The sequence below is a fragment of the Pseudomonas sp. Q2-TVG4-2 genome (assembly GCF_013620795.1).
In the GTDB taxonomy this organism is placed as follows: Bacteria; Pseudomonadota; Gammaproteobacteria; order Pseudomonadales; family Pseudomonadaceae; genus Stutzerimonas.
Genome location: NZ_LGLW01000020.1, coordinates 1 through 15,332, shown reverse-complemented (window position 1 = coordinate 15,332; position 15,332 = coordinate 1). Strand labels below are relative to the sequence as shown.

11 protein-coding genes and 1 tRNA gene are annotated in these 15,332 nt (G+C 57.3%); all 12 read left to right on the top strand.

The window, feature by feature from the left end; genetic code table 11:
* Positions 1 to 80: 80 nt before the first annotated feature.
* Positions 81 to 156 (top strand) — tRNA-Trp (locus tag H3028_RS20840).
* A gap of 42 nt (positions 157 to 198) precedes the next feature.
* Complete coding sequence (secE, locus tag H3028_RS20835) at positions 199 to 567, top strand: preprotein translocase subunit SecE (protein WP_181299110.1); 369 nt, start codon at positions 199 to 201, stop codon at positions 565 to 567.
* A gap of 9 nt (positions 568 to 576) precedes the next feature.
* Positions 577 to 1,110: a transcription termination/antitermination protein NusG gene (gene nusG, locus H3028_RS20830; protein ID WP_168426162.1), complete on the top strand. Its 534-nt coding sequence runs from the start codon at positions 577 to 579 to the stop codon at positions 1,108 to 1,110.
* Between the two features lie 112 nt (positions 1,111 to 1,222).
* Entirely contained in the window at positions 1,223 to 1,654 is a 432-nt protein-coding gene (rplK, locus tag H3028_RS20825; RefSeq protein ID WP_019342057.1) for a 50S ribosomal protein L11, read from the top strand.
* Positions 1,654 to 2,349: a 50S ribosomal protein L1 gene (gene rplA, locus H3028_RS20820; protein WP_181299109.1), complete on the top strand. Its 696-nt coding sequence runs from the start codon at positions 1,654 to 1,656 to the stop codon at positions 2,347 to 2,349. The genes rplK and rplA overlap by 1 nt, the downstream gene beginning before the upstream one ends.
* A 205-nt stretch (positions 2,350 to 2,554) precedes the next feature.
* Entirely contained in the window at positions 2,555 to 3,055 is a 501-nt protein-coding gene (gene rplJ / locus H3028_RS20815) for a 50S ribosomal protein L10 (RefSeq protein WP_181299108.1), read from the top strand.
* Positions 3,056 to 3,131: 76 nt separating this feature from the next.
* Entirely contained in the window at positions 3,132 to 3,500 is a 369-nt protein-coding gene (gene rplL / locus H3028_RS20810) for a 50S ribosomal protein L7/L12 (RefSeq protein WP_025240339.1), read from the top strand.
* Positions 3,501 to 3,719: 219 nt separating this feature from the next.
* Entirely contained in the window at positions 3,720 to 7,790 is a 4,071-nt protein-coding gene (gene rpoB / locus H3028_RS20805; RefSeq protein ID WP_181299107.1) for a DNA-directed RNA polymerase subunit beta, read from the top strand.
* 65 nt (positions 7,791 to 7,855) lie between these two features.
* The gene (gene rpoC / locus H3028_RS20800; RefSeq protein WP_181299106.1) at positions 7,856 to 12,055 is read left to right on the top strand and encodes a DNA-directed RNA polymerase subunit beta'; all 4,200 of its coding nucleotides are present in this window, start codon (positions 7,856 to 7,858) and stop codon (positions 12,053 to 12,055) included.
* Between the two features lie 141 nt (positions 12,056 to 12,196).
* Positions 12,197 to 12,568: a 30S ribosomal protein S12 gene (rpsL, locus tag H3028_RS20795; protein ID WP_025240342.1), complete on the top strand. Its 372-nt coding sequence runs from the start codon at positions 12,197 to 12,199 to the stop codon at positions 12,566 to 12,568.
* A 98-nt stretch (positions 12,569 to 12,666) separates the two neighbouring features.
* Positions 12,667 to 13,137, top strand: a complete 471-nt coding sequence (rpsG, locus tag H3028_RS20790) for a 30S ribosomal protein S7 (protein WP_181299105.1) — start codon at positions 12,667 to 12,669, stop codon at positions 13,135 to 13,137.
* Positions 13,138 to 13,167: 30 nt separating this feature from the next.
* The gene (gene fusA, locus H3028_RS20785; protein WP_181299104.1) at positions 13,168 to 15,270 is read left to right on the top strand and encodes an elongation factor G; all 2,103 of its coding nucleotides are present in this window, start codon (positions 13,168 to 13,170) and stop codon (positions 15,268 to 15,270) included.
* Positions 15,271 to 15,332: the final 62 nt, after the last annotated feature.

The window sequence follows — 15,332 nt, the reverse complement described above, 5'->3', positions numbered from 1 at the left end:
CGGCGTGGTTGCCAAGATCATCGAATAACCGATTGATCTGTTTCATTCGGGCCGGCATAATAGTCGGCCTGACTCTTGTTAGGCCAGTAGCTCAATTGGCAGAGCGGCGGTCTCCAAAACCGCAGGTTGGGGGTTCGATTCCCTCCTGGCCTGCCAATTTCAATATCGAATTTGGCAGTTTTTACAGGGTTCTAGCAGATGAATATCAAAGCAGAAGCCAAAGACACGCGCTTCGATCTGGTGAAGTGGCTTGTTGTGGCTGCTTTGGTGGTTGTGGCGGTGGTTGGTAATCAGTATTACTCCGCAGAGCCGATTCTGTATAGGGTGCTCGCGTTGCTCGCGCTTGCCGCGGTCGCTTCGTTTGTGGCGCTGCAAACATCCAAAGGTCGCTCCTTTTTCGTTCTTTTGAAAGAGGCGCGCGTCGAAATTCGCAAAGTCGTTTGGCCGACCCGTCAAGAAACCACTCAGACTACGTTGATTGTTGTGGCTGTTGTGCTGGTTATGGCGCTGCTGTTGTGGGGGCTTGATTCCCTGCTCGGTTGGCTGGTTTCCATGGTTGTAGGTTAAGGGTGTCCCGTGGCTAAGCGTTGGTATGTGGTTCATGCTTACTCGGGTTACGAGAAGCATGTCATGCGCTCGCTGGTCGAGCGTATCAAACTTGCCGGTATGGAAGATCATTTCGGCGAGATTCTGGTTCCCACTGAAGAAGTGGTCGAGATGCGTAATGGGCAGAAGCGCAAAAGTGAGCGCAAGTTCTTCCCAGGCTACGTTCTCGTCCAGATGGATATGGCTGAAGGCGCCTGGCACTTGGTAAAAGATACGCCGCGTGTAATGGGCTTTATCGGTGGTACTGCCGATAAGCCTGCGCCGATTACCGACAAAGAGGCCGAGGCGATTCTGCGCCGCGTGGCGGATGGCAGTGACAAGCCGAAGCCCAAGACGCTGTTCGAGCCGGGCGAAGTTGTTCGTGTGGCTGATGGTCCTTTTGCGGATTTCAATGGTGTTGTCGAAGAGGTCAATTACGAGAAGAGCCGTATTCAGGTGGCTGTTCTTATCTTTGGTCGTTCAACGCCAGTAGAGTTGGAGTTCAGTCAGGTCGAGAAGGTCTAGCTGAAGAAAGCATCCCACACCCCGCAGCTGCTGGCTGCGGGGTTTTGTCGTCACTGGGATATTCAAGTAGATAGGGGAGCCGTGAGGCGCTAGCACCCGGAACGGAGTAGTTATGGCTAAGAAGATTCAAGCTTATATCAAGCTTCAGGTAAAGGCCGGTCAGGCCAACCCGTCGCCGCCTGTTGGTCCAGCACTGGGTCAGCATGGCGTGAATATCATGGAATTCTGCAAGGCATTCAATGCTCGCACTCAAGGTCAGGAGCCAGGTCTGCCGACGCCAGTGATCATCACTGTCTATAGCGACCGTAGCTTCACTTTCGAGACCAAGAGCACACCGGCAGCCGTTCTGTTGAAGAAGGCTGCCGGTATTACTAGTGGTTCTGCTCGTCCGAACACCCAGAAGGTCGGCACTGTTACTCGTGCTCAGCTGGAAGAGATCGCGAAGACCAAGAACGCTGATCTTACTGCCGCTGATCTCGACGCGGCCGTGCGCACTATCGCCGGCTCCGCTCGCAGCATGGGCCTGAACGTGGAGGGTGTGTAATGGCTAAGTTGACCAAGCGCCAAAAGGCTTTCGCCGAGAAGATCGAAGCTGGCAAGCAGTATGCGTTCGAAGACGCCGCTACTCTGTTGGCTCAGCTATCGGCCGTGAAGTTCACTGAATCCTTCGACATCGCCATCAACCTTGGTGTGGATCCGCGTAAATCCGACCAGGTAGTGCGTGGTGCAACCGTTCTCCCGAATGGCACCGGCAAGTCCGTTCGTGTTGCTGTATTCACACAGGGGCCTGCTGCTGAAGCGGCTCTGGCCGCGGGCGCAGACCGTGTTGGTATGGACGAGCTGGCTGCCGAAATGAAAGGCGGCGACCTGAGCTATGACGTGGTTATCGCTTCCCCGGATGCGATGCGCGTAGTCGGTCAGCTGGGCCAGATTCTCGGTCCGCGCGGTCTGATGCCCAACCCGAAGGTTGGTACTGTTACGCCGGACGTTGCAACTGCCGTCAAGAATGCCAAGGCCGGCCAAGTGCGCTTCCGTACTGACAAGAACGGCATCATCCACAGCTCTGTGGGCAAAGTCGGTTTCGAAGCTGGTCAGCTCAAGCAGAACGTTGAAGCATTGCTGTCAGACCTCAAGCGTCTGAAGCCATCCACGTCCAAAGGTATTTATGTCAAGCGTGTGACCCTGAGCACCACCATGGGTCCGGGGCTGATCATTGATCAGGCTTCCCTCGAGGCGTAAGACGTCGCCGCCCTGTTAGCCAGGGCGGCAGAAGATTGGGGTCCCTGCCTGGCGGGGGCTATCCAAGACCGTAGGCGGCGCAAGCCTTAAACCCGGAGCTCGCTCCTAAAGCCTACGCAGAGGTGCTCCCGATTCGTACCGAATCAGACACCAAAACCCGTCCGGTTTCGACCGGATGAACCGGTAACATCCAGGAGTAAATCCCGTGGCAATCAAACTCGAAGACAAGAAGGCCATCGTCGCTGAAGTCAACGAGGCTGCCAAAGCTGCTCTGTCCGCTGTCGTGGCCGATGCCCGTGGCGTGACCGTTGGGGCTATGACCGGACTCCGTAAAGAGGCCCGCGATGCTGGTGTGTACGTGCGTGTAGTGCGTAATACCCTGCTTCGCCGCGCCGTTGAAGGCACTCAATATGACGTGCTCAACGACGTGTTCAAAGGCCCGACCCTTATCGCTTTCTCCAATGAACATCCGGGCGCTGCTGCTCGTATCTTCAAGGAGTTCGCCAAGGGTCAGGATAAGTTCGAGATCAAAGCCGCTGCGTTCGAGGGTCAGTTCATCGCAGCCAACCAGATCGACGTTTTGGCAACCCTGCCGACCTATGACGAAGCTATCTCTCAGCTGATGAGCGTGATTCAGGGCGCTACCAGCAAGCTGGCTCGTACTTTGGCGGCCGTTCGCGACCAGAAAGAAGCGGCCGCAGCCTAAGGCCGCGAAAAGCTCTTTCGAAACTTTTTTGAATTAGATGGCCGCAGGCCGTCACCTATATATAGGAACTAGAGTCATGGCTCTGACCAACGAAGACATCATCAACGCCGTTTCCGAAATGTCCGTGATGCAGGTTGTTGAACTGATCAAGGCAATGGAAGAGAAATTCGGTGTTACCGCAGCCGCTGCTACTGTCGCTGCTGCTGGCCCGGCTGCTGCCGCGGCTGAAGAGCAGACCGAGTTCAACGTTATGCTTCTTGAAGCTGGCGAAAAGAAAGTCAACGTGATCAAGGCGGTACGCGAACTGACAGGTCTGGGTCTGAAAGAAGCCAAGGCAGTCGTTGACGGCGCTCCTGGCATTGTCAAGGAAGGCGTGTCCAAGGACGAAGCCGAAGCTGCCAAGAAATCCTTGGAAGAAGCTGGCGCCAAAGTCGAGCTCAAGTAAGCACGACCTTGCGTCTACAGCCGAAGCGACTCGCGTAAGGCTGATGGCTGGTGGCTTTTGCCACCGGCCTTTTTCCGTTATAGCTGCATGATGTGCATCTGGCAGCTCGAATGGGAAAAATCGCCCCGATGGGCGGTGCGAATCGAGAATTCGCAAGATTTTCTGGCTGCTCCCGTCGGGAGAAGCCAAACAAGCAGGTGACCAAGCTGGGGAACGCTGATGGCTTACTCATACACTGAGAAAAAACGAATCCGCAAGGACTTTAGCAAGTTACCGCACGTTATGGACGTGCCGTATCTTTTGGCCATCCAGCTGGATTCGTATCGCGAATTCCTGCAGGCGGGAGCGACCAAGGATCAATTCCGTGACATTGGCTTGCATGCAGCCTTCAAATCCGTTTTTCCGATAATCAGCTATTCTGGCAACGCAGCGCTGGAGTACGTCGGCTATCGTCTGGGCGACCCGGCTTTCGACGTCAAAGAATGCGTGTTGCGCGGCGTGACCTTTGCTGTCCCGCTGCGAGTGAAAGTTCGCCTGATCATCTTTGATAAGGAATCCTCGAGCAAGGCAATCAAGGACATCAAAGAACAGGAAGTCTATATGGGGGAAATCCCCCTGATGACCGAGAACGGTACCTTCATCATCAACGGTACCGAGCGCGTTATCGTGTCTCAGTTGCACCGTTCGCCAGGCGTATTCTTCGATCACGACCGCGGCAAAACCCACAGCTCGGGCAAGCTGCTTTACTCTGCTCGCATCATTCCGTACCGCGGATCCTGGCTGGACTTCGAGTTCGATCCGAAGGACGCTGTTTTCGTGCGTATCGACCGTCGTCGTAAGTTGCCGGCGTCCGTGTTGCTCCGAGCCTTGAATTACAGCACCGAGGAAATCCTCGATGCGTTCTACGACACCAACGTATTCCACGTTAAGGGTGAGGCGCTGAGCCTTGAACTTGTGCCTCAGCGTCTGCGTGGCGAGATCGCTTCGTTCGACATCAATGACGAGAATGGCAAGGTAATTGTTGAGCAGGGACGTCGCATCACGGCACGTCATATCAACCAGCTCGACAAGTCAGGCATCAAGTCGCTCGACATGCCTATGGACTATGTTTTGGGTCGTACCACGGCCAAGGCAATCGTGCATCCGGCGACCGGCGAAATCATCGCTGAGTGCAATACCGAGCTGACTGTCGAGGTGCTGGCCAAGCTGGTCAAAGCCCAGGTCGTTCGTTTCGAGACGCTCTACACCAACGACATCGACTGCGGTCCCTTCATCTCCGACACGCTGAAGATCGACTCGACAACCAACCAGCTCGAAGCGCTGGTGGAAATCTATCGCATGATGCGTCCTGGCGAGCCGCCAACAAAGGATGCGGCGGAGACGTTGTTCAATAATCTGTTCTTTGCCTCCGAGCGCTACGATCTGTCGGGTGTCGGTCGGATGAAGTTCAACCGTCGTATCGGCCGGACCGAGATCGAAGGTTCTGGCGTGCTCAGTCGTGAAGACATCGTCGCCGTTCTGAAGACACTGGTCGATATCCGCAACGGTAAAGGTGTGGTGGATGACATCGACCACCTCGGCAACCGTCGCGTTCGCTGCGTTGGCGAAATGGCTGAAAACCAGTTCCGTGTCGGTCTGGTCCGGGTGGAGCGTGCAGTTAAAGAACGTCTCTCGATGGCTGAGAGTGAAGGCCTGATGCCTCAGGATCTGATCAACGCCAAGCCAGTTGCGGCGGCGGTGAAGGAGTTCTTCGGTTCCAGCCAGCTCTCGCAGTTCATGGACCAGAACAACCCGCTATCCGAGATCACGCACAAGCGTCGTGTTTCGGCGCTCGGCCCGGGCGGTCTGACCCGTGAGCGTGCCGGCTTCGAGGTGCGCGACGTACACCCGACCCATTACGGTCGTGTATGTCCGATCGAGACGCCGGAAGGTCCGAACATTGGACTGATCAACTCGCTGGCGGCGTATGCTCGCACCAACCAGTACGGCTTCCTGGAAAGCCCGTATCGCGTGGTGAAGGAAGGCGAGGTCACTGATGAAATCGTGTTCCTGTCGGCGATCGAAGAAGCAGACCATGTCATTGCACAGGCCAGCGCGAAGCTGGACGATCGCAAGCTGGTCGACGAGCTGGTTGCTGTTCGGCATCAGAATGAATTCACGGTAAAAGCGCCTGAAGACGTCACTCTTATGGACGTGTCGCCGAAGCAGGTCGTTTCCGTAGCTGCTTCGTTGATCCCGTTCCTTGAGCACGACGACGCCAACCGCGCCCTCATGGGTTCGAACATGCAGCGTCAGGCTGTTCCGACTCTGCGTTCGGACAAGCCGCTGGTCGGTACCGGTATGGAGCGTAACGTGGCGCGCGACTCCGGCGTCTGCGTCGTCGCCCGTCGTGGCGGCGTGATCGATTCGGTCGACGCCAGTCGTGTGGTGGTGCGCGTGCATGATGCCGAAGTCGAAACCGGTGAAGCGGGCGTCGACATCTACAACCTGACCAAGTACACCCGTTCGAACCAGAACACCTGCATCAACCAGCGCCCGCTGGTAAGCAAGGGTGACGTGGTCGAGCGCGGCGACATCATGGCTGACGGTCCGTCCACCGACATGGGTGAGCTGGCGCTCGGTCAGAACATGCGCGTCGCGTTCATGCCGTGGAACGGCTATAACTTCGAAGACTCCATCCTTCTGTCGGAGCGTGTGGTCCAGGAAGATCGTTTCACGACCATCCACATTCAGGAACTGACCTGCGTATCCCGTGATACCAAGCTCGGCCCAGAAGAAATCACGGCCGACATCCCGAACGTGGGCGAGGCTGCGCTGAACAAGCTGGATGAGGCGGGTATCGTCTATGTCGGTGCCGAAGTGGGTGCGGGCGATATTCTGGTTGGCAAGGTCACGCCAAAAGGCGAAACCCAGTTGACGCCGGAAGAAAAGCTGCTGCGTGCGATCTTCGGTGAGAAGGCCTCCGACGTTAAGGACACCTCCCTGCGTGTGCCAACCGGCACCAAGGGCACGGTCATTGACGTCCAGGTCTTCATCCGTGACGGCGTCGAGCGTGATTCGCGCGCGCTGGCCATCGAGAAGATGCAGCTCGACGAGATCCGCAAGGATCTGAACGAGGAGTTCCGTATCGTCGAAGGCGCAACCTTCGAGCGTCTGCGCTCCGCGCTGGTCGGTGCGACAGTCGAAGGTGGTGCGGGCCTGAAGAAGGGCGCGGTCATTACCGACGAGATTCTCGATGGTCTCGAGCATGGGCAGTGGTTCAAGCTGCGCATGGCCGAAGACGCGCTGAACGAACAGCTGGAAAAGGCCCAGGCCTACATTTCTGACCGCCGTCAGTTGCTCGACGACAAGTTCGAAGACAAGAAGCGCAAGCTGCAGCAGGGCGATGATCTGGCGCCGGGCGTGCTGAAAATCGTCAAGGTCTACCTGGCTATCAAGCGTCGTATCCAGCCGGGTGACAAGATGGCCGGTCGTCACGGTAACAAGGGTGTCGTCTCGGTCATCATGCCGGTCGAAGACATGCCGCATGATGCCAATGGCACGCCGGTCGACATCGTCCTCAACCCGCTGGGCGTTCCCTCGCGTATGAACGTCGGTCAGATCCTCGAAACCCACCTGGGCCTCGCGGCCAAGGGACTGGGTGAGAAGATCAACCGCATGCTGGACGAGCAGCGCAAGGTCGCGGAGCTGCGCAAGTTCCTTAACGAGATCTACAACGAGATCGGTGGCCGTCAGGAGAACCTCGACAGCTTCAGCGATCAGGAAGTGCTGGATCTGGCGAAGAACCTGCGCGGCGGCGTGCCGATGGCGACGCCAGTGTTCGATGGTGCCAAGGAGCGCGAGATCAAAGCCATGCTGAAGCTGGCCGATCTCCCGGAAAGTGGCCAAATGCAGCTCTACGATGGCCGCACCGGTAACAAGTTCGAGCGCACCACCACGGTCGGCTATATGTACATGCTCAAGCTGAACCACTTGGTCGACGACAAGATGCACGCGCGTTCCACCGGTTCTTACAGCCTGGTTACTCAGCAGCCGCTGGGTGGTAAGGCACAGTTCGGTGGCCAGCGTTTCGGGGAGATGGAGGTATGGGCGCTGGAAGCCTATGGTGCCGCCTACACCCTGCAGGAAATGCTCACGGTCAAGTCGGACGACGTGAACGGGCGGACCAAGATGTACAAGAACATCGTGGACGGCGATCACCGTATGGAGCCCGGCATGCCGGAGTCTTTCAACGTGTTGATCAAAGAGATCCGCTCGCTCGGTATCGACATCGATCTGGAAACCGAATAACCACGCACCGCCTATGCGGTGATCGGCATCAGCCGGTCACCGCAGGTCCGTGAGGAGGAAAGGCCTTGAAAGACTTGCTGAATCTGTTGAAAAACCAGGGTCAAATCGAAGAGTTCGATGCCATCAAGATTGCATTGGCTTCGCCCGAGATGATCCGTTCCTGGTCCTTTGGTGAGGTCAAGAAGCCAGAGACCATCAACTACCGTACGTTCAAGCCCGAGCGTGATGGCCTGTTCTGCGCCAAGATCTTTGGCCCGGTCAAGGACTACGAGTGCCTGTGCGGTAAGTACAAGCGCCTCAAGCATCGTGGTGTGATCTGTGAGAAGTGTGGCGTCGAAGTCGCGCTGGCCAAGGTTCGTCGCGAGCGCATGGCGCATATCGAGCTGGCCTCGCCGGTCGCTCACATCTGGTTCCTGAAGTCCCTGCCGAGCCGTATCGGCCTGCTGTTGGACATGACCCTGCGTGACATCGAACGCGTGCTCTATTTCGAGAGCTACGTGGTGATCGATCCGGGCATGACCACCCTCGAGAAGGGCCAGCTGCTCAACGACGAGCAGTATTTCGAAGCACTGGAAGAGTTCGGCGACGACTTTGACGCGCGTATGGGCGCCGAAGCCGTGCGCGAGCTGCTGCATGAAATTGACCTGGAGCACGAGATCGGGCGTCTGCGCGAAGAGATTCCGCAAACCAACTCGGAAACCAAAATCAAGAAGCTCTCCAAGCGCCTGAAGCTGATGGAAGCTTTCTACGGTTCGGGCAACCTGCCAGAGTGGATGGTGCTGACCGTGCTGCCAGTCCTGCCGCCGGATTTGCGTCCGCTGGTTCCGCTGGATGGTGGTCGTTTCGCGACCTCAGATCTCAACGATCTGTACCGTCGGGTGATCAACCGTAACAACCGTCTGAAGCGTCTGCTCGATCTGTCGGCGCCGGACATCATCGTGCGCAACGAAAAGCGCATGCTGCAGGAAGCCGTCGATGCGCTGCTCGACAACGGCCGTCGTGGTCGTGCCATCACTGGCTCGAACAAGCGCCCGCTGAAGTCCTTGGCCGACATGATCAAGGGCAAGCAGGGCCGTTTCCGTCAGAACCTGCTCGGTAAGCGCGTGGACTACTCCGGTCGCTCGGTTATTACCGTCGGCCCGACCCTGCGTCTGCATCAGTGCGGTCTGCCGAAGAAGATGGCGCTCGAGCTGTTCAAGCCGTTCATTTTCGGCAAGCTGGAAATGCGTGGCATGGCGACGACCATCAAGGCTGCCAAGAAGATGGTCGAGCGCGAGCTGCCGGAAGTCTGGGACGTCCTCGCTGAAGTCATCCGCGAACATCCCGTGTTGCTCAACCGCGCACCGACACTGCACCGTCTGGGTATCCAGGCGTTCGAGCCCGTGCTGATCGAAGGTAAGGCGATTCAGCTGCATCCGTTGGTTTGCGCGGCGTACAACGCCGACTTCGACGGTGACCAGATGGCTGTTCACGTACCGCTGACGCTGGAAGCCCAGCTCGAAGCGCGTGCGCTAATGATGTCGACCAACAACATCTTGTCGCCTGCCAACGGTGAGCCGATCATCGTGCCGTCGCAGGACGTGGTCCTGGGTCTGTACTACATGACCCGTGAAGCGATCAATGCCAAGGGCGAAGGTCGTGTGTTCGCTGACCTGCAGGAAGTCGACCGCGTCTTCCGTGCTGGCGAAGCGTCGCTGCACGCCCGCGTCAAGGTGCGTATCAACGAGACCATCAAGGATCGCGACGGCTCGATCACCAAGAACACTCGCATTGTCGACACCACTGTCGGTCGGGCGTTGTTGTTCCAGGTGGTTCCGGCCGGCCTGCCATTCGACGTGGTCAACCAGCCGATGAAGAAAAAGGCGATCTCCAAGCTGATCAACCTGTGCTATCGCACCGTTGGTCTGAAGGACACCGTTATCTTTGCCGACCAGCTGATGTACACCGGTTTTGCTTACTCGACCATTTCCGGTGTGTCGATTGGTGTGAACGATTTCGTCATCCCGGACGAGAAGGCTCGCATCATCGATGCCGCTACCGAGGAAGTGAAGGAAATCGAGTCGCAGTACGCCTCCGGCCTGGTGACCCAGGGCGAGAAGTACAACAAGGTGATCGACCTCTGGTCGAAGGCCAACGACGAAGTATCCAAGGCGATGATGGCCAATCTCTCGAAAGAGAAAGTCATCGACCGTGACGGCAATGAAGCCGAGCAGGATTCGTTCAACTCGATGTATATGATGGCCGACTCCGGGGCACGGGGTTCCGCTGCCCAGATTCGCCAGCTGGCCGGTATGCGTGGCCTGATGGCTAAGCCGGACGGCTCGATCATCGAGACGCCAATTACCGCGAACTTCCGTGAAGGTCTGAACGTACTGCAGTACTTCATCTCCACCCACGGTGCTCGTAAGGGCCTGGCGGATACTGCCTTGAAGACCGCGAACTCTGGTTACCTGACCCGTCGCCTGGTCGACGTGGCGCAGGATCTGGTGGTGACCGAGATCGATTGCGGTACCGAGCAGGGGCTGTATATGACCCCGCACATCGAAGGCGGTGATGTGGTCGAGCCGCTGGGTGAGCGTGTACTGGGCCGTGTGATCGCGCGTGACGTACTCAAGCCCGGCACCGACGACGTGCTGGTTCCGGCCGGTACGTTGATCGATGAGCAGTGGGTCGACTTCGTCGAGCTGAACAGCATTGACGAAGTTATCGTGCGTTCGCCGATCAGCTGCGAAACCCGCTACGGCATCTGCGCCAAGTGCTACGGCCGCGATCTGGCCCGTGGTCATCAGGTGAACATCGGTGAAGCCGTCGGTGTTATTGCCGCGCAGTCCATTGGTGAGCCGGGTACCCAGCTGACCATGCGTACGTTCCACATCGGTGGTGCGGCTAGCCGGACTTCGGCTGTAGACAACGTAATGGTTAAGAACGGCGGTACCATTCGCCTGCATAACCTCAAGTATGTCGAGCGTGCCGATGGTGCCCTGGTCGCGGTTTCGCGTTCCGGTGAGCTGGCAGTGGCGGACGACTACGGCCGCGAGCGCGAGCGCTACAAGCTGCCGTACGGTGCAGTGATTTCGATCAAGGAAGGCGACAAGGTCGATGCTGGCACCGTTGTTGCAAAATGGGATCCGCACACGCACCCGATCGTGACCGAGATGAAAGGTGTCGTGACCTTTGCGGGTATGGAAGAGAACATCACCATCAAGCGTCAGACCGACGAACTCACCGGTTTGACCAACATCGAGGTAATGGACCCGAAGGATCGCCCGGCCTCCGGCAAAGACATCCGTCCGGCGATCAAGATGGTCGATACCAGTGGCAAGGAGCTGCTGCTGCCAGGTACCGACGTGCCTGCCCAGTACTTCCTGCCGGCGAACGCGCTGGTTGGTGTGGCAGACGGCGCTGAGATCAACGTCGGTGACGTTATCGCGCGTATCCCACAGGAAACCTCGAAGACTCGCGACATCACCGGTGGTCTGCCGCGTGTTGCCGATCTGTTCGAGGCGCGTCGTCCGAAAGAGCCGTCGATCCTGGCGGAAATCAGCGGCACGATCTCCTTCGGCAAGGAAACCAAGGGCAAACGCCGCCTGGTCATCACGCCTACCGATGGGACCGATCCGTACGAGGAGCTGATTCCGAAGTGGCGTCACCTTAACGTCTTCGAAGGCGAGCAGGTGAACAAGGGCGAAGTGATCTCCGACGGGCCGAGCAACCCGCACGACATTCTGCGTCTGCTGGGCGTCAGCGCGCTGGCCAAATACATCGTCAACGAGATTCAGGACGTCTACCGTCTGCAAGGCGTGAAGATCAACGACAAGCACATCGAGACCATCCTGCGGCAGATGCTGCGCAAGGTCGAGGTGGCCGAGTCGGGCGATTCCAGCTTCATCAAGGGCGACCAGATGGAATTGAATCATGTACTGGAGGAGAACGAGCGTCTGTCTATGGACGATAAGTTCGGCTCGAAGTACGTGCGTGTGCTTCTGGGTATCACCAAGGCATCGCTCTCCACCGAGTCGTTCATTTCGGCGGCTTCCTTCCAGGAAACCACTCGCGTGCTTACCGAAGCGGCGGTTACCGGCAAGCGCGACTACCTGCGTGGCCTGAAGGAAAACGTTGTAGTCGGTCGTTTGATTCCGGCGGGTACCGGTCTGCAGTATCACAGCGAGCGCAAGCGCAAGCGTGAGGCCGAGAAACCGGTTCGTGTGAGTGCCGATGAGGTCGAAGCGGCTCTGACCGAGGCGCTGAATTCCAGCGGTAACTGAGTGGAGGCAGTCCCGGCTTGAGTCGGGGCGCGCCTTGACGGTGTGCAAGAACCTCTTTAGACTCTTGTACCCCTAATTTGGCGGGGCCCTTGCGCCCTGCCATTTTTCGTTTGTGTCGAAAGACAACAGTGGAGCTAGTAGATGGCAACGATCAACCAGCTGGTACGCCAGCCGCGCAAGCGCGTCGTCGAGAAAAGCGACGTCCCTGCGCTGCAGAACTGCCCGCAACGCCGTGGTGTGTGCACCCGCGTGTACACCACCACGCCAAAGAAACCGAACTCTGCACTGCGTAAGGTATGCCGTGTTCGTCTGACCAACGGTTTTGAAGTCGCCTCCTATATCGGTGGTGAAGGTCACAACCTGCAAGAGCACAGTGTCGTGCTGATCCGTGGCGGTCGTGTAAAAGACCTCCCGGGTGTGCGCTATCACACCGTGCGCGGTTCGCTGGACACCTCCGGTGTCAAAGACCGTAAGCAGGGCCGTTCCAAGTACGGCACCAAGCGTCCGAAGTAATCGCAATTTCTTTTTATTTGAGTCGATAAGAGTAAGGTCGGGCGTAACCTCATCGTTATCGTCCCGGGCTAACCTGAAGACCGTTTGAGGGCTTATCAATGCCAAGACGTCGTGTAGCAGCCAAGCGCGAGATCCTTGACGATCCGAAGTACGGAAGTCTGATTCTTGCCAAATTCATGAACCACGTGATGGAAAGCGGCAAGAAGGCCGTTGCCGAGCGTATCGTTTATGGCGCTTTGGACAAGGTTAAAGAGCGTAAGAACACCGATCCCCTGGAAATCTTCGAAAAAGCACTCGACGCCATCGCTCCGCTGGTCGAAGTGAAGTCCCGCCGCGTAGGTGGTGCGACTTACCAGGTTCCGGTCGAAGTTCGTCCTTCCCGTCGTAATGCCTTGGCTATGCGCTGGTTGGTAGATGCTGCGCGCAAGCGTGGCGAGAAATCCATGGCCCTGCGTTTGGCAGGTGAGTTGGCGGATGCATTTGACGGCAAAGGCGCTGCGGTCAAGAAGCGTGAAGATGTGCACCGTATGGCTGAAGCCAACAAGGCCTTCTCGCACTACCGCTTCTAATTTTCAGCGTCAACAACTTGCGAGGGCTTTATGGCTCGTATTACTCCGATTAACCGCTACCGTAACATTGGTATCTGCGCCCACGTCGACGCAGGCAAAACTACCACTACGGAGCGGATTCTGTTCTACACAGGCCTCAGCCACAAGATGGGCGAAGTGCACGATGGTGCCGCGACCACTGACTGGATGGTGCAGGAGCAGGAGCGCGGTATTACCATTACCTCTGCTGCTGTGACGACCTTCTGGCAGGGTTCGCGTGGCCAGTTCGACAAGTATCGCGTAAACGTCATCGACACCCCTGGTCACGTAGACTTCACTATTGAAGTTGAGCGCTCGCTGCGCGTGCTCGATGGTGCAGTCGTGGTGTTCTGTGCTACGTCCGGCGTTGAGCCGCAGTCGGAGACTGTTTGGCGTCAGGCCAACAAGTATGGCGTTCCACGTATCGTGTACGTCAACAAGATGGACCGTGCCGGCGCCAACTTCCTGCGCGTCGTCGCTCAGATCAAGCAGCGTCTCGGTCATACTCCGGTGCCGGTGCAGCTGGCGATCGGTTCCGAGGATAACTTCGAAGGTCAGATCGATCTGATCAAGATGAAGGCGATCTACTGGAACGAGGAAGACAAGGGTACCTCCTATCGTGAGGAGGAAATCCCTGCTGAGTTGCTTGCTCAGGCCGAAGAGTACCGCTCGAACATGATCGAGGCTGCTGCCGAAGCCAACGAAGAGCTGATGAACAAGTACCTCGAGGGTGGCGAGCTTTCGATCGAAGAGATCAAGGAAGGCCTGCGTCAGCGCACCATCGCTTGTGAAATCGTTCCGGCTGTTTGCGGCTCGTCCTTCAAGAACAAGGGTGTTCCGCTGGTCCTCGATGCCGTGATTGACTATCTGCCTGCGCCGACAGAGATTCCGGCCATTCAAGGTGTCAATCCCGATAACGAGGAAGAGACCGACGAGCGTCACGCTGACGATGCTGAGCCGTTCTCGGCGCTTGCATTTAAGATCGCGACCGACCCGTTCGTGGGTACATTGACCTTTGCTCGCGTTTACTCTGGCGTGCTGTCCTCTGGCGACTCGGTAATTAACTCGGTCAAAGGTAAGAAAGAGCGCGTTGGGCGGATGGTGCAGATGCATGCCAACCAGCGTGAAGAGATCAAGGAATGCCGTGCGGGCGATATCGCTGCGCTGATCGGCATGAAGGATGTCACTACGGGTGACACTCTCTGCTCGATCGAGAAGCCGATCATTCTTGAGCGCATGGAATTCCCTGAGCCGGTTATTTCGGTGGCCGTCGAGCCGAAGACCAAGGCAGACCAGGAAAAGATGGGTGTCGCGTTGGGCAAGTTGGCCCAGGAAGATCCGTCGTTCCGCGTCAAGACCGACGAGGAAACTGGTCAGACGATCATTTCCGGTATGGGCGAGCTGCACCTGGATATCCTGGTTGACCGTATGCGTCGTGAGTTCAACGTTGACGCCAACATCGGTAAGCCACAGGTTTCCTATCGGGAGAAGATCACCAAGTCTTGCGAAATCGAAGGCAAGTTCGTTCGTCAGTCCGGCGGCCGCGGCCAGTTTGGTCATTGCTGGGTTCGCTTCGCACCTGCTGACGAAGGTCAAGAAGGGCTGCAGTTTGTTAACGAGGTTGTGGGTGGTGTCATTCCGAAGGAATACATTCCAGCCATCCAGAAAGGTATCGAAGAGCAGATGAAGAACGGCGTTGTAGCCGGCTATCCGCTCATCGGTCTGAAGGCCACGGTTTTCGATGGCTCTTACCACGACGTCGACTCCAACGAGATGGCGTTCAAGGTGGCGGCTTCCATGGCGACCAAGCAGCTGTCCCAGAAGGGCGGTGCGGTAGTGCTTGAGCCGATCATGAAGGTTGAAGTTGTAACGCCTGAGGATTACATGGGTGACGTGATGGGGGACCTGAACCGTCGTCGTGGTCTGATTCAGGGTATGGAAGATTCGGTGTCTGGCAAGGTTATCCGTGCCGAGGTGCCGCTAGGCGAGATGTTCGGTTATGCGACCGACGTCCGCTCCATGTCCCAGGGTCGCGCGAGCTATTCCATGGAATTCTCGAAGTACTCCGAAGCTCCGGCGAACATCGTCGAAGCAATCGTTAAAAAACAAGGTTGATTCAGCCCTTTAAGTAAGAGGTTTACTGTCGTGGCTAAAGAAAAATTCGAACGTAACAAACC